The organism is Pseudonocardia sp. EC080619-01, from assembly GCF_001420995.1.
Classification (GTDB): domain Bacteria; phylum Actinomycetota; class Actinomycetes; order Mycobacteriales; family Pseudonocardiaceae; genus Pseudonocardia.
In genome coordinates this window covers 44,403-65,142 of sequence record NZ_CP012185.1, presented here as the reverse complement: position 1 = coordinate 65,142, position 20,740 = coordinate 44,403, and the positions used below count along the sequence as shown (strand labels likewise).

Sequence of the window (20,740 nt, the reverse complement as noted above, 5' to 3'; positions counted from 1 at the left end):
CTCAGACGATCTCGGCCAGGAGCGCGGCGACTCGGCGCCGCGCACGGTTGTCCGAACGGACCGGGGCGTCGGCGGGGAGTTCGCCGTGGCGTACCCGCTCGGACAGGTGCAGGTCCATCAGCACTGCGATGCGATGCGCCGCGTAGAGCCGGTGCCAGGCGACCGACCGTGGAGCCCTGCCTACGGCGGTCGCCCAGCGGTCCCAGACGTCCTGCTCGGTGGGGAGGCCGGGGAGCACCGGGTCGAGCACCTTCGCCGCACGCATCCGGTTCATCTCGTTGAGCCAGGCCACGTCGAACTCCGGGGCTCCCCAGCCGGCGAGCTCCCAGTCCAGCAGCGCGACGACCCGGAAGTCCGCCCCGACGATCGTGTTCGACGGGCGCGCATCTCCCCAGAGGATGGCGGGAGCGCCCGTTGGCGGGGGCGTGGTGTCGCGCAGCACGGTCGTCGCCTCGGCCGCGGCGTCCGCCACAGCGGACCTGGTCGCGCCGCCCGTGTGCGCCGCCTCCGCCTCCCGGTCGGCGAGCCAATCGAGGTGATCGGCCGGAGTCGGGCCGATGGGCAGCTCCAGCGCGGGCAGCCGGTGGATCGCGGCGATGCGGTCCACCAGGTCGTCGCCGAAGGTGCGCTGCTGAGCGTGGGTCGCGTCGTGGAGGAAGCCGGCACGGGTGAAGGGGGGTCGACCGTCAGGGGGGACCCGTCCGGCGACGTGGGCCATCACGTACGCGGGCCGGCCCAGGTGGTCGCCGTCCAAGTCAACGGCGACGACTTCTGGGGCGGGCAGCCCGTGCGCGCGAACGTGGTGCAGGCAGCGCACCTGGGTGCTCAGGTCGTGCTCGGCGAACATCCCCGCCGTGTGTGGGGCCGCCCGCAGCACGAGCCGCCTGCCGTCCGCTTCGAACACGATCGTCTCGGCGGACCAGCCGGTTGCGGGCGCGGGACCGAGAGAGACCGAGCGTGCTCCCAGCCACGCGCGGAGGACGGAGGGGTCGACCGAGCGGCGCTCGGTGACGGGCGGGTGGGGCCGTGCGGTCATCCCGACACCGCGGCCGGCTCGTAGCGGTAGGCGGGGCTGCGGGTGTGGGCGAACTCGTAGACGCCAGAGCCGGTCCGCGAGGTCCCGTCCTCCTCGCACACGAACTTGGCGAGCCGGTCGGTCAGCGGGTAGCCCAGTGCGCGCGGCACCCGGTCAGCGGCGTGGAGGTCCCAGCGGTCGTGCTCGAGGTGAGACGGGCCGTGGTCGCGTCCGTGGAACGAGCCGTAGCCTGCTGCGGCCAGGAAGCCTCCGCGACGCACCGTGGGGTCCACTCGTAGCCCGAGCCGTCTGCCCCGCTCGGTACGAAGGTCCAGGCGTGCGGGGCGGGCTTCGAGGTCGGTGTCGAACCCCAGGTCGTGCCCTACGGCCACGATCGGGTCCACTCCGCCGTCAGTGCCGAGCACGGCGCCGTCGAGCAGGGTGGGTTGGTTGGAGCGGTCGAGGTCGTACATGAAGGCCACACACTCGTCTGGGAACTGCGCTTGCACCCAGAGGTGCACCCCCTGACCGGCAGTTGCCGGTCTACGACCGCGAGAGCGGTCCCGCTGCCCGGTCCAGCCGCGCACCTCGTGGCGGGTCCCGTCGACCTCCACCCAACCCTCATGGGTGCCGGACTGGAAGGCGTGGTCGAAGGCCAGCAAGGAGCCGTCGCCGCCGGGCAGAACCACCTCCGCGCACTCCCACGGTGCGGTCCGAGCAGTCCAGGTGAGGTCGGCGGTCATTCCGGACGGGTTGTCTCCCAATCGGATTCGCCAGGATCGGAGCGGTTCGACGGTCTCCCAGGACAGCGGGCCCACGGCGTTCGGCAGATCCGCTGGGTCGGCGGCACTCGAGACCCGCAGGTTGATCTGCTCGGTCTCGGTGACGATTGAGGCGTAGCCGTCGACGAGACCCTCGGCCGGATAGACGCCGGCACCGAGCATCACGAAGGGCGCGGCCGTGTCTGCGTGCGCATTGACGTAGAAGCGGTCGAACCAACCGGGGCCGACGGCAGCATCCCGGGTCCGGGTGAGCGCGTCGCCGTCCCTGGTCGTCAGCTTTCGTCGCATCCGTGCTCCCTTCGTCGCGAGCCGTGAAGTGCTTTAACCAGAACTAGATTAAGCCCGACTGGGGTGCGATGTCACGTAGAAAGTGGCGACGGGGAACGCTCGTCCGACCAGTCGGTTGACTGGGTTGTCCCGGCCTGCTTTCATTCCTCTCGACCCCAGCGGCCTCAGTAAACGCACTGTCCCCCTGACTGGGCGCCGCCGGGTGTGAGGGTCGATCCGTCGAAGATGTCGTCCGCTCGGTCGGTCGACTGGGGTCTTGGTCGTGCCGGGGTCGCCGCTGCGAGCGGCGCGGCCGGGTACTTCAGAGAGGAAGTTCGGAATGGATTTCGCCGGTCGTGTGGCAGTCGTCACGGGCGCGGGTGGCGGTCTGGGCCGCTCGCATGCGTTACTCCTCGCGTCCCGCGGGGCTCGGGTCGTGGTCAACGACCTCGGAGGAGCGGTCGCGGGCGAGGGTGCGGATGCGACTGCGGCCGACCTGGTCGTCGCCGAGATCGAGAAGGCGGGCGGCGAGGCCGTGGCCAATCACGACAGTGTCGCTGACCCGGTCGGGGCCCGACAGATCGTGCAGACGGCCCTCGACCACTTCGGCAAGATCGACATCCTGGTGAACAACGCCGGGATCCTCCGGGACCGCACGTTCAAGAAGCAGCCGCTCGAGGACTTCACGACCGTCCTGGGCGTCCACCTTCTGGGCACGGTCTACTGCACCCACGCCGCGTGGCCGCACATGAACGAGGCCAAGTACGGACGGATCGTCGTGACCACGTCCATCGCGGGAACGAACGGCAACCTCGGACAGAGCGCCTATGGCACCGCGAAGCTGGGCATGGTCGGACTGATGAACAGCCTGGCGATCGAGGGCGCCCGCAACAACGTGCTGATCAACGCGATCTCGCCGGGAGCCGCCACCCGCATGACCGCTGGTCTCAACCCGCCGGCGTTGGACCGCTACCTCACCGCCGAGCTCGTCTCGCCCGGCGTGGCCTATCTGGTCAGCGAGGAGTGCAGCACCAGCGGACAGATCGTGCAGACCATGGCGGGCGGGTACTCCCGGGTGCATCTGTTCGAGACCGACGGTGTGCAGTTCGATCCGGCCCGGCCCCTGACGCCCGAGATGATCGCGGACCGGTACGAGGAGATCGCCGATCTGTCGACGGCCACCCCGACACAGCCGGGGATCGAGGGCCGCACCGAGCAGCGCCTGCGCGCGATCGGCCGGTGGGAGGATTGAGCTCGCGCCGGTTCGAGAGCGCAGCGAAGCTCGCGGCGACCGAGGGCGAGGAGCTCGGGCCGGGCGACTGGTTCACCGTCAGCCAGGACGTCATCGACCGGTTCGCCGATGCCACCGGGGATCGGCAGTGGATCCACGTCGACGTCGAGCGCGCGGCCCGGGAGGCACCAGGCGGTACGACGATCGCCCACGGCATGTTGACTCTGTCGCTGCTGGGCACCCTCCAGCCGACGGTGTACACGGTTGGCGCCGGCCGGATCGTCAACGTCGGCGCCAATCGCCTGCGCTTCCTGAACCCCGTGCCGGCGGGGGCCCGGGTCCGCTCGCGCGAGGTCGTGCGCTCTGCCGAGCATTCGAAGGGTGGCCTGCGGGTCACCTCTGAGGTCACGGTCGAGATCGAGGGTGCGACCAGGCCCGCGCTCGTCGCCGAGATCGTGTTCCTCTACTTCGACGGGGCGGGCACGTGACCCCCGCACCGTCGGCCTTCATCGTCGGCGCCTACGAGCATCCGCTGCGGAAGGCGCCGGACCACACCATCGCGCGGCTGCACGCGGAGGTCGCTGCGGGTGCCCTGCAGGACGCGGGTCTTGGTTTCGGCGACGTAGACGGGCTGTTCACCTCTGGGGACAGCCCAGGCCTGGGGCCCGCCTCAATGGCCGAGTACTTCGGCATCCGCCCACGCCATGTCGCGACCTTGGACACGGGCGGCTCGTCCTACATCCTGGCCGCCGCCGAGGCCTCGCGGGCGATCGCCGACGGTCGCTGTGACGTCGCGTTGGTGACTCTGGCAGGCAAGCCGCGCACCAAAGCGTTCGTCGGAGGAGAAGGCGCCTACCTCACCGATCCGCAGTCGCCGGAGGTGCCCTACGAGCTGCCGTACGGCCTCGGCACGGTCGAGGCCTACGCCCTGTCGGCGATGCGACACATGCACGAGTTCGGTACCACCCCCGAACAGCTCGCCTGGGTCAAGGTGGCCGCCTCCCACCATGCCCGGCACAACCCGAACGCCATGCTGCGCGACGTGGTGACGGTCGACGACGTGCTCGGCTCGCCGATGATCGCGGATCCGCTGCACCGGCTGGACTGCTGCGTGGTCAGCGACGGCGGCGGCGCGCTCGTCTTGGCCCGCCCGGAGATCGCCCGGTCGCTGGACCGGCCGTTGGTCACCGTCCGTGGCGCCGGCGTGGCCACGAAGAACCTCGACGGCGGTCGGGTCGACCCGGTCACCTCCGCGGGGGTGCGGTCGGGCGCGGCCGCGTTTGCCGAGGCGCGCCTGCATCCGGCGGACGTCCAGTACGCCTCGGTCTACGACAGCTTCACCATCACCGTGGTCGTGCAGCTCGAGGACCTCGGCTTCTGCGAGAAGGGTAAGGGTGGTGCTTTCGTGGCGGACGGCAACCTCATCTCCGGTGTCGGAACGCTGCCGGTCAACACCGACGGCGGCGGGCTGTGCAACAACCACCCCGGCAACCGGGGTGGGATGACGAAGATGATCGAGGCCGTCAGGCAGCTGCGCGGCGAGGCACATCCCGCCGTGCAGGTCCCGGACTGCACGGTCGCCCTCGCACACGGCACCGGTGGTTACCTCAGCACCCGGCACACCAGCGCGACCGTCGTGTTGGAGAGGGTGTGAGACCGGTGACGACGGCAATCCCCGAGACCGACTCCACGGACCCTCTCTGGCGGTCAGAGTCCGGCGCGCTCGTCGTCGGGCGCTGTGGCGCCTGCGCCCAGCTGCACCACTATCCGCGGCCGATCTGTCCGCGGTGCGGGGCCACCGACACCACGCTGGTGGAGGTCTCCGGCCACGGTCGGGTGCTGAGCTGGACGGTGTCGCGGACCAGTCGGGCGGAACGACCGCTGGTTCCGGCCTTCGTCGAACTGGCGGAGGGACCGACGCTGCTGACCCGGCTGACCGACGTCGAGCCCGCCGATGTGGAGATCGGCATGCCGGTGACGGTCGTTTTCCGTGAGGACGAGGTGGCCGGCGCACCCCAGTTCGTCCCTGTCCGGAGGTGACTGTCGGCCATGGACTATCGAGGTGATGAGGCCGCTGAGTTCCGCACCGAGATGCGGACCTGGATCGAGGACCACGCACCGGCCGAGCTCGCGGGCCTGTTCGACTGGCGTTCACGGGAGATCGCGGGTAACTGGATCGACCACAACCGTGCCGCCCGCGAGCACCCAGTCCACCGCGAGTGGGAGTCCCGCTGCCTGGACGCGGGCCTGGTGTGCCCGGCCTGGCCCGAGCACGTCGGTGGCCGGGGCTGGACCCGACCGCACAAGGCGATCTTCGAAGAGGAGCTACACCGGGCCGAGGTGCCCCGCATCGACCGTGGCATGGGGGAGTTCCTCGTCGGCCCGACGATCGTCGCGCGCGGCACCGAGGAGCAGCAGAACCGGCTCCTGCCGCCGATCATCAGCGGCGAGGCTCGATACTGCCAGGGCTTCTCCGAGCCCGAGGCCGGCTCCGACCTCGCAGGGCTGCGAACCCGCGGCCGCGTTGACGGTGACGAGCTGGTGATCACCGGGCAGAAGGTCTGGACCTCCGGTGCGGCGGAGGCGAACATGATGTTCCTGTTGTGCCGCACCGATCCGGACGCGCCGAGGCACAAGGGCCTGACCTTCGCCGTGATGCCCTTCGGCCCGGACAACGGCATCGAGATGCGGCCGATCACGCAGTTGACCGGCGGCGTGGACTTCGCCGAGGAGTTCCTCACCGAGTCCCGCACTCCGCTGGTCAACGTGATCGGCGGCCTGGGCGAGGGCTGGTCGGTCACCATGACCACGCTGGGCTTCGAGCGGGACTTCAACCTGCCCACCGGGTCGCTCGAGTTCCTCTACGAGCACGAGCGACTGGTGGGGACGGCGGTCGCCGCCGGACGCTCCGACGACCCTAGGGTCCGCCGCGAACTCGGTCGGACCTACACCGACGCCGGGATCATCCGCCTGTTCGCGCGCCGACTGCTGGAGGATCCCGACGGATCGGCAGCGATGGTCTCGGCCACCAAGCTGTTCTGGAGCGAATACCACCGTCGCGCGACCGAGGTCGAGATGCGCGTCGCGGGGGCTTCCGCGGCCGTCCGGCCCGCCGGAGCCGGCTATGCGACCAGCGAGGTCCAGGACTCCTTCCTGGCTGCCCGGGCGGGCACGATCTTCGCAGGCACCTCCGAGATCCAGCGCAACATCATCGCCGAACGAGTCCTGGGGCTGCCGAGATGACACCGACCGCGGACCGGTGGGACACCCCACCGCTGACCACCGCGGCGGCGCTGCGGGAGACCGAGGAGCAGGCTGACCTGCGGGCCGTCGTGCGCCGCTTCCTGGCCGAACGGGCCGATCTCACTCGGGTCCGCACGCTGATGGCCGGTGACGGGACCGTCGACCAGACTGTCTGGAAGGAGATCACCCGAGGGCTCGGGCTGGTGGGGCTGGCGGTTCCCGAGCTCTGGGGTGGCGCCGGTCGTGGACTGGCCGAGGAGACCGTCGTGTTGGAGGAGGCCGGACGCGCGCTCTACGGCGGCCCCTACCTCGCCGCCTCGGTCCTGGCGCCCGCGCTGCTGCTCGAGGTCGGCGACGAGGCGGCCTGCGCCGCGCATCTGCCCGCGATCCTGGCTGGCGACACGCTGGCCGTACCCGTGGTCACCAGCGGGACCGGCGAGTGGAGCGCCGGTGGTGGCGACCTCACAGCCCGGGCGGACGGCACGGGTGGGTGGACACTTGGCGGGGTGGCGTCGCACGTTGTCGACGCCTCGGCCGCCGACCTGCTGCTGGTCGTGGCCGGGACAACGGACGGACCGGCGCTGTTCGCCGTCCCGACCATGGGCCCGGGTGTCACAGTGACGCCTCAGCCGGGATTGGACCAGACACGCGGCCTCGCACGGGTCGAGCTGCGCGAGGCGGCGGGTACTCGGATCGGCGGCCGTCGCGTGGACACCGCCGTGCGCGAGCTGCGCGACCGCGCCTGGGTGGCCGTCGCGGCCGAGCAGCTCGGCGTCGCGTCCCGCTGCCTGGAGCTCAGCGTGGACTACGCGACGACCCGGCAGCAGTTCGGTGGCCCCATCGGGCGTTTCCAGGCGGTGAAGCACCTGTGCGCAGACATGTACCTGACCGTCGAGGCAGCCCGGTCGGTGGTCCTCTATGCGGAGCGGGCGATCGACGAGCTGCTGCCCGAGCGGACCGTCGGTGCCGCGATGGCCCGGGTCTGGTGCTCCGATGCGGCATGTCGAGTCGCCGCCGACACCGTTCAGGTGCACGGCGGAATCGGGTTCACCTGGGAGTCGGACGTGCACCTGTACTTCAAGCGGGCCGAGGCGTCCGCGCTGCTGTTCGGCGATCCCGACGACGCGGCCGAGATCGTGGCCGCGGCGCGGTTGGAGGAGACACGATGAGGACGAACACGACCGCGCGGACAGACGACGAGAGCGGGACCGAGAGCGGGATCGAGGTCGACACCGCCGGCGGTGTGCGGACGCTCAGGCTGGCGCGGCCCGATCGGCTCAACGCCGTCACGGCGCCGACGCTGGACGCACTGTGCGACGCGGTGGAGGCCGCTGACGCCGACCCGGGGGTGCGGGTGGTCGTCCTCACCGGCACCGGGCGCGCCTTCTGCGCCGGAGCGGACTTCGCCCCCGACTCGACCCACGCCACGGGGCGGACGGGCACCCTGGAAGCGGCCCAGCGGGTCGTCCGGGCACTGCGCCACAGCGGGACTCCGGTGCTCGCGGGGGTCAATGGACCGGCAGTCGGGGTGGGCGTCGCGTTCGCGCTGGCCTGCGACGTGATCGTCGCGCACGAGTCGGCCTATTTCCTGCTCGCCTTCCGCAACGTGGGTCTGATGCCCGACGGGGGTCTCACGGCCCTGCTGCCGGCCGCGGTCGGGCGGGTGCGGGCGTTGGAGATGTCGTTGCTGGGTGAACGGGTCGCGGCGGCCACGGCCCTCGACTGGGGCCTGATCAACCGAGTGGCCGGGGCGGACGCGTTCGATGCGGAGGTGTCACGCCTCGTGGCCCGTCTCGCGGAGGGCCCGCCGCTCGCCTTCGCCGCCACCAAACGCGCCGTCGACGACGCTCTGCGCGGTCTGCTCGCGGACGCGATGGAACGTGAGCACGACGCGTCTGCGGTACTGAGCCGCTCCGACGACCACCTGGAAGGGATCGCCGCGTTCCGTGAGCGGCGCTCCCCGCGTTTCCGCGGTCGCTGACCGCCCATCCGAAGGCTCACCTGCGCCGGCCGGAGGCCGGCGCCGACCCACGAGGACGGCAATGACGCCACCCGAGATCCAGACCGACCTGGTCGTGATCGACGCCCGCAGCCGGTCCCGATCCCTGGTACTCGAGCGCGGTGCGCGAGCGGCGACCGCGCTGGAGACATGGGGTGTCGGGCCCGGCGAGACCTTCGCCCTGCTGCTGCGCAACGACTTCGCGATCCTGGAAGCGTCCGTCGGGGCGTCGCTGTGCGGCGCGTTCAGTGTGCCGCTGAACTGGCACAACACCCCGGAGGAGCTCGAGTACGTCGTGGGGGACAGTGCACCGAAGCTGCTCGTCGGGCACGCCGACCTGCTGCTAAACGCGGCGTCGGTGCTTCCGGACGTGCCGGTCTTCGTCGTTCCGTTGGAGGGGCGAGAGGCGGCGGAGTGCCCCGAGGCGGCGCGGGCACTCGCGGAGATCCCGCGGTCCCGGCTCTGGTCGGAGGCGATCGAGGACTTCGCACCCCGTGAGGGCCGCTTCCAGGGGAGCCTCGGCGCGATCATCTACACCTCGGGGACGACCGGACGCCCGAAGGGCGTCTTCAAGTACCCCATGGAGGGCGAGCTGCTGCAGCGATTCCTCGACACCCAGGGAATGATCTTCGGGATGACCGAGGGCACGCGTGCACTGGTCCTCGGCCCGCTGTATCACTCCTCGCCCGATGGGAACGCCCGCCGCGCGTTGGCCGACGCCGACATCCTGGTGCTGCAGTCCCGATTCGACCCCGAGAACGTCCTGGCCGCGATCGACCAGTACAAGATCACCGACATCGTGCTCGTCCCGACGATGTTCGTGCGACTGCTGAGGTTGCCGGCCGAGACGAGGGCCCGATACGACGTGTCGTCGTTGCGATCGGTCACCCACACAGGGGGACCGTGTCCGCCGGAAGTCAAGCGAAAGATGATCGACTGGTGGGGGCCGGTGGTCAACGAAGTGTACGGCGGCACAGAGATGGGCTGTGCGTTCTTCTGCCGCTCCGACGAATGGCTGGCACACCCGGGTACTGCCGGCAGGCCGCTGCCCGGCCTCCGATTCGAGATCGTCGGACCGGACGGGCAGGCTCTGCCGCCGGGCGAGGTCGGCGAGGTCTACGCCCGCAATGCGTCCTACGGCGACTTCACTTATGTGGGCCGTGAGGATCAACGGCGCGAGGTCGCCAGGGGCGAGCTGCTCACCCTCGGCGACATGGGTTATGTCGACGAGGACGGCTATCTGTACCTCACCGACCGCAAACGAGACATGATCATTTCGGGCGGTGTGAACATCTACCCGGCCGAGATTGAAGCGGCGCTGATGAGCATGGATCGCATCCTGGACTGCGCGGTGTTCGGCATCCCGGACCCGGATTTCGGCGAGGCGATCGTCGCCGCGGTGCAACTCGTTCCCGGTGGGGACGCATCGGAGAAGGACGTCCAGGACTACGCCGCCCGCCGGTTGAGCAGGTACAAGGTTCCGCGGGTGGTCACCTTCCACGAGCAGCTCCCGCGCGAGGAGACCGGCAAGATCTTCAAGCGCAAGCTTCGTGATCCGTACTGGGTCGATCGGCTTCGCGCGATCTGAGCACGTACACATTCCCCTCGACCGCCGACGGCGTTTCGGCTGGTCCTGGCCGTTCTGGAGTCAATGTTGTCCCCACGGCAGTCCAATCGCGCGGCAGCCTCGGCGCTCGCAGGTAATACGATCGAGTACTACGACTTCATCATCTACGGCCTGGCGGCCGCGCTGGTGTTCCCCACGGTCTTCTTCCCGGTCGGTGACCCGGCGGTCGCGACGCTTCTGTCGCTCGGCACGTTCGCGGCCGCCTACCTGATCCGGCCGATCGGCGCGATCGTCGTCGGCCATCTGGGAGACCGGATCGGCCGCAAGCCGATGCTCGTGATGACCCTGGTCACGATGGGCGGGTCGACACTGCTCATCGGGTTGCTGCCGAGTTACGAGTCGATCGGCATCGCGGCCCCGCTGTTGCTGGTCCTCGCGCGCATGTTGCAGGGCTTCTCGATCGGAGGTGAGTACGGCGGTGCGATCCTCATGACGGTCGAGCATGCGCCGCCCGGCCGGCGTGGCTTCTTCGCCAGCGTGGTCGGACTCGGTGCTCCGATCGGTCTCGCGCTGGCGAACGGTGCGTTCTTGCTGGCCACGTTGCTGCCGGGGGAGACGTTCATGGCGTGGGGTTGGCGGCTGCCGTTCCTGGTCAGCGTCGTGCTCATCGTGGTCGGGTTCGTCTTGCGTAGCAGGCTCGATGAGAGCCCGGACTTCCAGCGCATCCGGGAGCTGGGCGCACGCGAGTCCGCGCCGCTGAGCACAGTGCTGCGGCGGTACCCCGTGGTCACGATCCTCGCCGCGCTGTCGTCGATCGCGGCGGGTGTGGTCGTGTATCTGCTGACCGTCACCAACTTGACTTACTCGGTGACCGAGGTCGGGCGGACCCGCACCGCCACCCTGATCGTCGTCGTGGTCACGATGCTGCTGAGCATCCCCATGAGCCTCGCAGCGGGCAAGGCGGCCGACCGTTTCGGTGCGCCACGTACCTTCGTGGTGGGAAGCATCGGAATGCTCGTCGCGGTCTTCCCGTGGGTGGGGCTGGTGAGCATGCCCCCGCTGGTCTCGTTGTTCGCCGGTTACCTGCTGCTGATCATCCCGTATTCGGTCCTGCAGGGGGTCACAGGGTTCTTCATCGCGGAGCGCTTTCCAGTCGGTATCCGCTACTCGGGGATGTCGCTGGCTTACACGCTCGGAATGCTCGGCGGCAGCGCTGTGGCTCCGATCGTCTCGCAGCTGCTGATCACCGAATACGGAACGCTTGTCGCGGTCGGTGTGTATGTCTCGGCGATGTGTCTGCTCTCTGCAACCGCCGCGATCGTCCTGCTGTGGCTCCCGAAGCCGATCGAGGAGACTCTACCGGTCGACCAGGCGGCACCCACCGAGCCGAGCCGGGGTCCGGTGCCTCGGGCGTCGGGTTGACGAAGCGGTCCGCGGACGGTTACGGCGGCGTCGCGGGGTGCGACGGCCGGACGCGGACCGCGGGCCGCAACGTCGGTGGCAGACCCGAACCCGAAACGATCCCGCCACTGGCGCGGCCGAACACGATATTGATTACGATTTTGGAGGAGCTGTGGAAAGCCCATCCGAGCAGAGCGGACCGTCGTTCTGGCGGCTGTTGACTGCGTCCGCGGCGGGCACCGTCGTCGAGACCTACGATCTCATCTTGACGGCGTTGGTGGCGTCCCTGGTCTTTAACCACGCGTTCTTCCCGGACATCGCACCCTGGATCGGCACGCTTGCAGCCATCGGCGCTGCGGCGGTCGCCTACGTCGGCCGCCCACTCGGTGCGGTCGTCTTCGGGTGGATCGGTGACCGCTACGGGAGGCTGCCCGCGCTCCGCGTGTCCATTCTGGGTGCCGGACTGGCGACTGTGGGTATCGGTCTGATTCCGACCGCGGAGACCATCGGGGTCATGGCTCCGATCATTCTTGTCGCTCTGCGTCTGGTGCAGGGCATCGCGCTGGGTGGAGAATTCGGTGGTGCGACGTCGATCGCACTGGAGCACGCGCCGCCCCACAGGCGATTCCTGTACGGCACGTTCGCGAGTGTCGGGTCCATGGGCGGCGTCGCTCTTGCCACCGTCACTGTGCTGGCCACGACGGCGGGAATGGGAATGGACGCGTTTCGGGAATGGGGGTGGCGGATCCCGTTCGTCGCCAGCGCCATCCTCATCGTGGTGGCCTTGATCGCCCGCCGGCTCGAGGAGTCTCCCGAGTTCGAGCAGGAGCGGCACCGCCGCGAGACCGAGGCGGGGACTGGGCGCCCGGTGGAGGCGCTGTCAGTGCTCAAGCGTGGCCTCCTGGTCCTTGCGTGCCTGGTGATGACGACCCCGTCGGGGACCATCACGTTCGCGCTGTCGACCGGGATGTTGCCGGTCGTCAACGCAGGGGGACTCCAGGGCATCGATATCGCGACCTTCCAGGTCGCGCTGGTCGTGCTCAGTCTGCTGGCGATGCCGATCAGCCTGTGGGGTGGCTGGCTTGGCGGCCGGGTGCGCCCCGAGCTCGTGATCATTATCGGGGGAGTGCTCGTCACGGCCACGGCGTTCCCGGTGGTCGCATTGATCGGCACCGGCTCGCCGGTGCTGCTGTTCGTCGCAATCGTGTTGGCGGCACCCGGGTACGCCCTTGTCTCCGGGCCTGCTGCGTCGTTCGTCGCGGCGTCGCTGCCGACCGGCTTGCGCTACCTGGGTATCGGTATCGCCTACGCCGGTGCCTCACTGATCGGTGGTGGGGTGCTGCCGGTGATCGCCCTCGCGATCGCCGGGGAGAACTACGACACCCTGCTCCCGTTCGCGTGCATCCTGGCCGGAGCCGGCGTAGTCGCCCTCATGGGCCTCGTGCTCACCGGGAGAGCTCGGTCCGCGGTGGGGGAGGCCAAGTCCGCGGACTCGGCGCCGGTCGATGACGTCACCATGGGCCGGTCATGACGTCGAGCAGGAGGTATCGATCCGGATCGTCGTCCGCTGTCGGCACGCGGCGTGCTCGAGGTGGTGCACGGCGAGTCACGCTTGCCCAGTCTCGATGCGGGCGGCTCGGCGCTGGGCGAGCGCCGGTGACCCTGTGGTCGGTCGGCTGCGCGGCACCCCCGCGTGTGTCTGTTCCCGTCGCCGCCGGTAGGCGGCCCGACCCGGAGGGCTGATCGTCATGCTCGAATCCGAAGCGCTGACCGGCGAGGTCGATCAGCTGCGGCGGGCCTATGGATGCTTCCCGTCCGGCGTCGCCGCGGTCTGCTCGATGGTGGACGGCGAGCCGGTGGGTATGGCCGTCAGCTCGTTCACCTCGGTATCGATGGATCCTCCGCTGGTGTCGGTATCGGTGCAGCATTCGTCCACGACATGGCCGAGACTGCGTGGCGCCTCGCGGCTGGGGGTCAGTGTCCTCACCGAGGGGCAGGACGCTGCGTGTGTGAGTCTGTCGCGAAGAGGCGGAGACAGGTTTGCCGGGATCGAGTGGCAGAGAGACGCTGCCGGGGCTGTCATGATCACGGGGGCGACGGCGTGGCTCGACTGCTCACTGCACGGCGAGGTGCCGGCCGGCGATCATTCAATCGCACTGCTGCGGATCCATCGCTTGTGCTCCGACCCTTCGCTGGAGCCGCTGGTGTTTCACGGCAGTCGCTTCCGTCGGCTGGTAGGAATTTGAGAAGCTCGGGCGCCTACAGCGGACTAGCGGTACGAAGAGGTCCGAGGTGCGCGAGCCCGCGTCGTCGTCGCTCCGAGGTCTGGACGACCTCGGGGTCGGGTGGGTGCGATCAGGGCCGCCGTTCGACTGTGCGGTGTGACGATGGGGTTCCTGCAGGTGGGCCGCGAGAACGGCCGTCGCCGAGGTGCTCACGTTGATCGCGTACGGGTGTCGGGTCGCGGCGGCCGGCGGCGGCCATGTTGCAGAAGCCTCGATGCCAAGACCCACCAGGCCTTCCGGCAGTAGGGCGTGCCGGAGGTTCGGACCGTGGCTGACCGAGGTCGTCTTCGAGCTCGGGCGGAGTCACCCGGGAGACCCGGATTCACCGCGTGCGGCGGCCCTTCGCGGCTGGTGAGAAGGCTCGGAGACAGGGTGGCTCACCGGCTCCGGGCGCTGGGCTACCCATCGCCCGGTCCGGTGTGCGGAGGACCCACGGCCCGACGAGCGGAGCGGTGTCGCCTGGCCCCGTGAACGGTCAGGGGTCCGCGATCAGCCAGTCGTCCAGGACCTCGGCGGCGAGACCGGGGTCCTGCTTCATCCAGAAGTGACTGCAGCCCGGCAGAGCGGCCACGTCGGCGCCGAGTAGCGCGGCGACCTCGCGGGCTCGCTCGTCGTTGTCGAAGGGGTCCTCGGTCGCCCGGAGCACCAGGCCCGGCCGGGGGGTGGCTCCGGCTCCGGTGATCCGCCAGTCGGTGTCGATGTTCGGGACGGCGGACCGGTAGAGGTCGAGGACGGTCTTGGCCATGGTCTCGTCGAATGCCGAGGCCATGGCCGAGACCTCCGATCCCGGTACGCCGAGCGCACCCAGCTGTTCGAAGAACCGGGGCACGCCCCGCGCTTTCCCGTCGTCGAGGACGTCTTGCATCCACTTCTCGCCGTCGCCGGACTGCCAGACCTGTGCGAGGTCGTGCCAGACGTAGGCGGGATGGGCCAGCGCCGCGATGTCGACCACCCAGCTTCGGACGCGTTCGGGATAGGCGGTGGCGATCCGGAGGACGAGGGCCGTGCCCCAGTCGTGACCGACGAGATCGACCGGAGCGCTGCATCGGTCGATCTCGGCCAGCACCGCCTCGACCATCACATCCTTGGTCTGCGTCTGCGCTCCGGAACGGCGTCCTGCGAATCCGGGGAGGGACACGGCAGTGGTGTGCCGGTCGAGTCTGGCACGGACGTCGTCCCAGATCTCGGCGGTCTCGGGGACTCCGTGAACGAAGACGATGGTCACTGCGGTCCTCCTTGCGAGGCGGCTGTACTCGATCAGACCAGAGATCTAATATAGATTACATTCTAGGTCCGATCAGGAGGACGGTGCACGGTCTCTGGGTGACGTTCGTCCACCGCGCCGGAGCCGCGCGGGTTCGTACGGCCGGATGCGCGCACACGACGACGGTGGGAGTGACGCACGATGACCGAAGCGAGGGTGGCCGTGGTGACGGGGGCGGCGCGAGGGCTCGGAGCCGCGACCGCACTTCGGCTCGCGGAGGACGGTCTGCGCGTCGCGGTGCTCGACCTCGACGAGAGTCTGTGCGGAGACAGTGTGGCCGCGATCCGTGCGATGGGCGGCACGGCCCTCGCCGTCGGGGCCGACGTCTCCGACGAGTCCTCCGTCGGCGCTGCGGTCGAGCGGGTCGGTTCGGAGCTCGGCTCGCCGACGGTCCTCATCAACAACGCCGGGATCACTCGCGACAACCTTCTCTTCAGGATGGCCGAGTCCGACTGGGACTCAGTCGTCGGCGTCCATCTGCGGGGCTCGTTCCTCATGACCCGAGCGGTTCAGCGGCACATGGTCGACGCCGGCTGGGGGCGGATCGTGAACCTGTCCTCCACGGCGGCGCTGGGGAATCGGGGTCAGGCCAACTACTCGGCGGCGAAGGCGGGTATTCAAGGCTTGACGAAGACCCTCGCGGTCGAGCTCGGTCGGTTCGGCGTCACGGCCAACTGCGTGGCGCCCGGGTTCATCGCCAGTGACATGACGCGGGCGACCGCCGAGCGTCTGGGGGAGGAGTGGGACGACTATGTCGGGAAGCGCGCGGCGGCGATCCCTGTGGCGCGAGCCGGTCGGCCGGAGGACGTCGCGCACACGGTCGCGTATCTCGTCGACGAACGGTCCGGTTTCGTCTCCGGCCAGGCGATCTACGTGGCGGGCGGCCCCCGGGCATGACGGGACGGTCGCGGTGGGGGGAGCCGCGTGCAGAAGGGAACCGGGATGCGCCGCCGTCCGTGCCGCAGGTCGAGCGGTCCCACTTCGGTGGCACCGGGACCCCGCTGGTACTGCTGCACGGTGCGACGTCGTCGTGGCGGGCTTGGCGGCCGCTGCTGCCGATCCTGGAGCGCCGCCACCGGGTGTTCGCCCCGACGTTGGCAGGGCACCTGAGTGGGACCCCACTTGCCGTCGACCCCGAGCGGGTGGTCCCCGCGATCGTCGACGACGTCGAGGCCGCGATGGACGAGATCGGCATGGGGACCGCGCACCTCGCGGGTAACTCGCTCGGCGGCTGGGTGGCGTTGGAGCTGGCCCGTCGTGGTCGCGCGACGAGTGTGGTGGCGCTGTCGCCAGCCGGTGCGTGGCGACGGCCCCGAGACCTCGCGCGGCTCCTCGCGCTGTTCAGGGTCGCTGGGGCGATCGGGGTTCGGCCGGCTGCCCGGCGTCTTCTCGCGGTGGGGCCGTTGCGGGACGTCGTGCTGCGCGGTGTCTCCGAGCATCCGGAGCGCCTGACGCCCGCAGAGGTGGGCGAGTTCGTCGACGACCTCATCGGGTGCACGGTTCTGCCTGACCTGCTCCGCGGAGCCCGGGCGAGCGGCGGGTTCGCGCCGCTGCGCACCGGGTGCCCGGTCCTGCTCGCCTGGGGGGCGAAGGACAAGATCTTGCCCTTTGCGCGCTACGGCCGGCCGATGATCGACGCGGTACCCGGTGCCGACGTCGCCCGGTTACCCGGTGTCGGCCACGTCCCGATGCCGGATGACCCGCTGCTGGTTGCCCGGACGATCCTCGACTATGCGGCGCGCGTGGACTCCCGTGGCCGGTCCGACGACTGCCTGGGTACCGGTTGAGAAGGTCGCGGTTCGTGCCGGGTGGGATCAGGCAGGCACGGACTCGAGTGCCGACAAGGCGTCGTCGAGGTGGACGAGCAGTCGCTGCAGGTGGGGCACCGAGCGCCGACATCCGCTGATGCCGAAGGCGATCTCCGCGGCATAGGAGACCATCGTGATGTTCAGCGCCTGGCCGTCGACGACGACCGACACCGGATAGTTGTCGGTCAGCTCGCATCCGTCGAGGTAGAGCCGTTCGGGGACAGCGGGAACGCTGGAGATGATCAAGTTGAACGGGGGCCTGACGGGGTCGGGCACCCCGGGCAGGACGTTGAGGATCGCGCCACCCATCGCGAGGGCGCTGACGGCTGTGGCGGAGACCTGGTCCAGGCGTGACATCATTGTCTTGCTGCGGCTGGTCGAGGCGTGGATGCGGTCGAGTCGGGCGCCCGGGTCCGGCTCGTCGGTCGCGAGGTCGCAGAGCACGGCCGCCCAGGCGTTGCCTTCACCGGCCGATCGGCTGTAGGGATCGAACGCGATCGGCACCATGGCCACGAGTGACCGATCGGGCAGGGCCTGCTGTTCCACCAGGTAGGTGCGCAGTGCGCCCGAGCACATGGCGACGGCGACATCGTTGCTGGTCGTGCCGGTACGTTCGGCTACGTCGCGAAGTCGTTGTTTCGACCAGGCGTCGCCGGCGAAGCGTCGTGCGGCCGAGACCCTGACATTGAACATCGATGGTGGTGCGGAGAACGGCGCCGGGGTCTCACGGGCCGGGCCGAACATGTCCGCGCCCGCGCTCGCCAGCGCGGGCGCGGAACGGGTGATTCGTCCTGCTGCGCTGATGGTGTCGGTGATCAGCTGTGTCGGGCCGATGCTTCGGCGAGTCGGACGGGGTGTTTCGGCATCGGTGGTGATCCATGGTGCGGTGCATGCACGCGCGGACGGGTCTGCGGAAAGGCCGCCGAGCAGGTGACGTCCCATGTTGACGCCGTCGAACAGTGAGTGGTGCATCTTCGTCAGAAGCGCGAAGCGCCCGTCGTCGAGGCCCTCGACCAGCCTGGCCTCCCACAGCGGCCGATCGCGGGGGAGCGGTGTCTGGTGGAAGTCCGACACGTACTCCAGGAGCTCGCGTATGCGGCCGGGCCGCGGCAGTCCACGTCGCCGTACGTGCAGGGTGAGATCGACGTGGTCGTCCTGGGCCCATTCGAACTGACCGGCGGTCCACACCGAGCGATGCGGCCGACGTCGGAAGGCTGGCTTGAGCTGGGTGACGTCCGTCATCCGGTCGTAGAGTTCATCGAGCAGTGCGGGCTCGGCGTCGTCGGGCGTCTGGAAGATCTGTAGGGCGACCACGTGACTGGGTCCGGTGCCGGACTCGCCCCAGAGGTACATCGCGTCGGTGATGGGGACGAGTGGCATGCGGCGACCTCTCTCCGGTTTTTGATTTCGAATCCGAATGAGATCATGGTCACGGCGGTCCCGTCGAGCCGAGCTTGCAGCGAGTTCGACGCCGATGCGGGTGGCGTTACCGAAGGCGGCCGACGCCGGGTGCTCTATTGCTGTTCAGCTCTGCCCGGCGGACCGCGAGGGCCTCCTCCCGTATGTCGGGCCGCGATGACTGCCGCAGGATCGTGGCTACGACCTCTGTCAGATTCGAGAACTCGCGCTCGGGGAGGTCGGTGCCGAGGTGGTGGCACTGCAGCGGAGACAGGCCCCGATGTGCTGCTTCGGCGAGGATCCGCCAGCGTGCGGCCGGGAATCTGAGATCACACAGCGCAGACCGGACGAGGGTGGCTCGTTCGTCGATAGGTGTGCTGTGGTCGTCGATGCTCATCGCGGTTACTCGCCCCGGAAGGACGGAGTTCGTCGCTCGGCGAATGCCTGCGCGCCCTCCCGCAGGTCGTGTGTGGCTCCTGCCACCGCTACGGAGTCCTGCTCGGCGGCGAGCTGGTCACGCAGGCCGCTGTCGAAGCTCTTGCGGAGCAGGCGTCGCACTTGCCCGTATGCGCGTGTCGGGCCGGTAGCCAGTCGGGACGCGATCCGGTGCACCTCCTCGTCGACGTGCGCGGAGGCGACGACGGTGGTGATCAGCCCCCAGTCGAGGGCCTCCCGTGCGTCCAGTCGTCGCCCGGTGAGGAGCAGCTCCTGTGCGCGGCGGAGCCCGACCAGTCGGGGCAGGAACCACGAGACCCCGGCATCGGCGGTCATGCCGATGCCGGTGTAGGCGGTCGCGAACATTGCGTCGTCAGCGGCGACGACGACGTCGGCGGCACACACCAAGCCCAGGCCGACGCCGACGGCCGCGCCGTGGACTCCGACCACGACGGGGGCGTCCATGGCGGTGAGCCGCTCGATCGCCGGGTGGTATAGGTCGGTGAGCGAGCGCAGGCGGGCGGATAGCTCGTCGGGGGGACTGTCGGTGAACAGAGAGAGGTCCCCGCCGACGCTGAACACCGAGTCCGAGCCGGCCAGCACCACGGCACGGACCGATCGATCGGCCGCGATGACCTCCACCGCTCGAGCCAGCTCTGCGCCCATCGGCGCGTCGAAAGCGTTCAACTGGGCGGGACGGTTGAGCGTGACCGACGCGATGCCGTCTGTGACGCGCACGTCGATGGTCGAGTACGGCGGAGCCGCTGCTGCCCAACGCGCGGTGTCGGTGTACTGCTCCAGCGCGGTGATCAGTCCGTCGTCGACGGTCACGATGTGTGCGAATGCGGCATCGACCGTGCTGCCTCCTCGACGCCCCTTGCCTCGGTAGCGTCCTGTGACCAGCACTCTGTCGTCGGTCAGCCGGGCGACCTGTTCGGGCTCGGCACCTGCGGCGAAGTGGCGGGCGATCCCGCCCCAGCCGTGTCGGCGCATCTCGTCGGCGCCACGGTGTTCCCCGCCGATCCCGAACGGCATTCCCTCGGCGAGGACGCCGACGAAGTCGGGGTGGAGGATGGCGGAGAGTTCGTCGCGGTCGCCCCGTGCGAGAGCGGGGTAGAGGCGACGGACTTGCTCTTCTGCTGTCGGGGTGTGTGTGCCGGAGCTGTCGGGCATCGTCGTGATTCCGTCCTCGGGTCGTATGGGTGGCTTATCTGCCGTCGAACTCGGGGCGCCGGCGCTCGACGAAGGCGATGACGCCCTCGCGGATGTCGGAGCGCTCGGCGCCGTCGAGCATGGCGTCGAGCTCTGCGACCAGGTGGTCGGCGTAGGTTCGTTCGCCGCTTTCGCGCAGCAGGTCCTTGATGCGTCCGTAGGCCCACGTCGGGCCGGAGGCCAGCTCGACCGCTTCGGCCCGGGCGGTCTCCTCGAGACGGTCGTCGGACACGACCTGGGAGACCAGCCCCAGCTTCAGAGCCTCCTCGGCCTCGACCGGCGTCGATCGCAGTGCGAGCTGCTGGGCCTTGCGCATTCCGACGAGCCGCGGGAGGTGCCAGGTGCTGCCGCCGTCGCCGGTCATCCCCAACCGGGTGAAACCCGTGGCTAGCTTTGCGTTGTCGGAGACGATGACGACGTCGGCTCCCCACAGCAGGCCGAGCCCACCGCCGCCGATCCCACCGCGCGCTGCCGCGACCACCGGTACTCGCAGCTCGGAGAGTCGGCGCAGGGTCGAGCGGTGCCAAGTTCCGATCATCGAAGACAGGTCTTCGTGGAGGCGGTCGATCCGGTCACGGAAGAACCTCAGATCCCCGCCCACGCAGAAGGCCGGCCCGGCAGCGGTCACCAGGACGCTGCGTACCGTGTCGTCGGCTTCGACCGCGCGCACGGCTTCGTCGATCGACTCCACCATCTCCGGGTCGATGGCGTTGCCGGCGGCGGGCCGACTGAGGTGGATCTCTGCCACGCCGGCGACGACAGTGAGCCGGACCCGGTCCTCGTTCATGGTGTCCACTCCGGTTTCGAATCTCCGGAACCCCGGTCGGGGCCCA

19 protein-coding genes and 1 pseudogene are annotated in these 20,740 nt (G+C 69.6%); 14 read left to right on the top strand and 6 right to left on the bottom strand.

What is annotated here, in order from left to right; all coding sequences use genetic code 11:
* Nucleotide 1: 1 nt before the first annotated feature.
* A complete protein-coding gene (locus tag AD017_RS28535) occupies nucleotides 2-1,036 on the bottom strand; it encodes a phosphotransferase family protein (protein WP_060576719.1) in 1,035 nt (344 codons plus the stop codon).
* Nucleotides 1,033-2,085: a hypothetical protein gene (locus tag AD017_RS28530; protein ID WP_060576718.1), complete on the bottom strand. Its 1,053-nt coding sequence runs from the start codon at nucleotides 2,083-2,085 to the stop codon at nucleotides 1,033-1,035. Before AD017_RS28530 ends, AD017_RS28535 begins: the two co-directional genes overlap by 4 nt.
* Before the next feature lie 319 nt (nucleotides 2,086-2,404).
* Between AD017_RS28530 and AD017_RS28525 the strand changes: the two genes are divergently transcribed.
* From AD017_RS28525 to AD017_RS28475, 12 genes and pseudogenes are all read left to right on the top strand, one after another.
* On the top strand, nucleotides 2,405-3,316 hold the full coding sequence (locus AD017_RS28525; RefSeq protein ID WP_060576717.1) for an SDR family NAD(P)-dependent oxidoreductase: 912 nt from the start codon (nucleotides 2,405-2,407) through the stop codon (nucleotides 3,314-3,316).
* On the top strand, nucleotides 3,313-3,783 hold the full coding sequence (locus tag AD017_RS28520; RefSeq protein ID WP_060576716.1) for a MaoC family dehydratase: 471 nt from the start codon (nucleotides 3,313-3,315) through the stop codon (nucleotides 3,781-3,783). Before AD017_RS28525 ends, AD017_RS28520 begins: the two co-directional genes overlap by 4 nt.
* Nucleotides 3,780-4,949, top strand: coding sequence for a thiolase domain-containing protein (locus AD017_RS28515; RefSeq protein WP_060576715.1), 1,170 nt, complete (start codon nucleotides 3,780-3,782; stop codon nucleotides 4,947-4,949). Before AD017_RS28520 ends, AD017_RS28515 begins: the two co-directional genes overlap by 4 nt.
* A pseudogene (locus AD017_RS37555) lies at nucleotides 4,946-5,086 on the top strand (zinc ribbon domain-containing protein); the annotation flags it as partial. The gene AD017_RS28515 and the pseudogene AD017_RS37555, both read left to right, overlap by 4 nt.
* A 21-nt stretch (nucleotides 5,087-5,107) precedes the next feature.
* Nucleotides 5,108-5,335 (top strand): Zn-ribbon domain-containing OB-fold protein, encoded by a 228-nt coding sequence (locus AD017_RS36645; protein ID WP_227012981.1) that lies wholly within the window; start codon nucleotides 5,108-5,110, stop codon nucleotides 5,333-5,335.
* 9 nt (nucleotides 5,336-5,344) lie between these two features.
* Nucleotides 5,345-6,538, top strand: a complete 1,194-nt coding sequence (locus tag AD017_RS28505; RefSeq protein WP_060576713.1) for an acyl-CoA dehydrogenase family protein — start codon at nucleotides 5,345-5,347, stop codon at nucleotides 6,536-6,538.
* On the top strand, nucleotides 6,535-7,707 hold the full coding sequence (locus tag AD017_RS28500; protein ID WP_060576712.1) for an acyl-CoA dehydrogenase family protein: 1,173 nt from the start codon (nucleotides 6,535-6,537) through the stop codon (nucleotides 7,705-7,707). Before AD017_RS28505 ends, AD017_RS28500 begins: the two co-directional genes overlap by 4 nt.
* A complete protein-coding gene (locus AD017_RS28495) occupies nucleotides 7,704-8,519 on the top strand; it encodes an enoyl-CoA hydratase (protein ID WP_060576711.1) in 816 nt (271 codons plus the stop codon). Before AD017_RS28500 ends, AD017_RS28495 begins: the two co-directional genes overlap by 4 nt.
* A gap of 61 nt (nucleotides 8,520-8,580) precedes the next feature.
* Nucleotides 8,581-10,125, top strand: coding sequence for an AMP-binding protein (locus AD017_RS28490; protein WP_060576710.1), 1,545 nt, complete (start codon nucleotides 8,581-8,583; stop codon nucleotides 10,123-10,125).
* 66 nt (nucleotides 10,126-10,191) lie between these two features.
* Nucleotides 10,192-11,526: an MFS transporter gene (locus AD017_RS28485; RefSeq protein WP_168172356.1), complete on the top strand. Its 1,335-nt coding sequence runs from the start codon at nucleotides 10,192-10,194 to the stop codon at nucleotides 11,524-11,526.
* 151 nt (nucleotides 11,527-11,677) lie between these two features.
* Nucleotides 11,678-13,036, top strand: coding sequence for an MFS transporter (locus AD017_RS28480; RefSeq protein WP_060576708.1), 1,359 nt, complete (start codon nucleotides 11,678-11,680; stop codon nucleotides 13,034-13,036).
* 217 nt (nucleotides 13,037-13,253) lie between these two features.
* Nucleotides 13,254-13,751: a flavin reductase family protein gene (locus tag AD017_RS28475; protein ID WP_060576707.1), complete on the top strand. Its 498-nt coding sequence runs from the start codon at nucleotides 13,254-13,256 to the stop codon at nucleotides 13,749-13,751.
* A gap of 514 nt (nucleotides 13,752-14,265) precedes the next feature.
* Here the strand turns inward: AD017_RS28475 and AD017_RS28470 are convergent.
* Nucleotides 14,266-15,015, bottom strand: coding sequence for an alpha/beta fold hydrolase (locus AD017_RS28470; RefSeq protein ID WP_060576706.1), 750 nt, complete (start codon nucleotides 15,013-15,015; stop codon nucleotides 14,266-14,268).
* A gap of 180 nt (nucleotides 15,016-15,195) precedes the next feature.
* Between AD017_RS28470 and AD017_RS28465 the strand changes: the two genes are divergently transcribed.
* Both AD017_RS28465 and AD017_RS28460 read left to right on the top strand, forming a co-directional pair.
* On the top strand, nucleotides 15,196-15,951 hold the full coding sequence (locus tag AD017_RS28465; protein ID WP_060576705.1) for an SDR family oxidoreductase: 756 nt from the start codon (nucleotides 15,196-15,198) through the stop codon (nucleotides 15,949-15,951).
* A gap of 59 nt (nucleotides 15,952-16,010) precedes the next feature.
* Nucleotides 16,011-16,841, top strand: coding sequence for an alpha/beta fold hydrolase (locus AD017_RS28460; RefSeq protein ID WP_227012964.1), 831 nt, complete (start codon nucleotides 16,011-16,013; stop codon nucleotides 16,839-16,841).
* Between the two features lie 27 nt (nucleotides 16,842-16,868).
* Here AD017_RS28460 and AD017_RS28455 read toward each other — a convergent pair whose 3' ends face one another.
* The 3 genes from AD017_RS28455 to AD017_RS28445 form a co-directional block, all read right to left on the bottom strand.
* Nucleotides 16,869-18,242, bottom strand: coding sequence for a wax ester/triacylglycerol synthase family O-acyltransferase (locus AD017_RS28455; protein ID WP_060576704.1), 1,374 nt, complete (start codon nucleotides 18,240-18,242; stop codon nucleotides 16,869-16,871).
* A gap of 420 nt (nucleotides 18,243-18,662) precedes the next feature.
* Nucleotides 18,663-19,868, bottom strand: coding sequence for an enoyl-CoA hydratase-related protein (locus AD017_RS28450; RefSeq protein ID WP_082539105.1), 1,206 nt, complete (start codon nucleotides 19,866-19,868; stop codon nucleotides 18,663-18,665).
* A gap of 34 nt (nucleotides 19,869-19,902) precedes the next feature.
* Nucleotides 19,903-20,694 (bottom strand): enoyl-CoA hydratase/isomerase family protein, encoded by a 792-nt coding sequence (locus tag AD017_RS28445; protein ID WP_145986093.1) that lies wholly within the window; start codon nucleotides 20,692-20,694, stop codon nucleotides 19,903-19,905.
* Nucleotides 20,695-20,740: the final 46 nt, after the last annotated feature.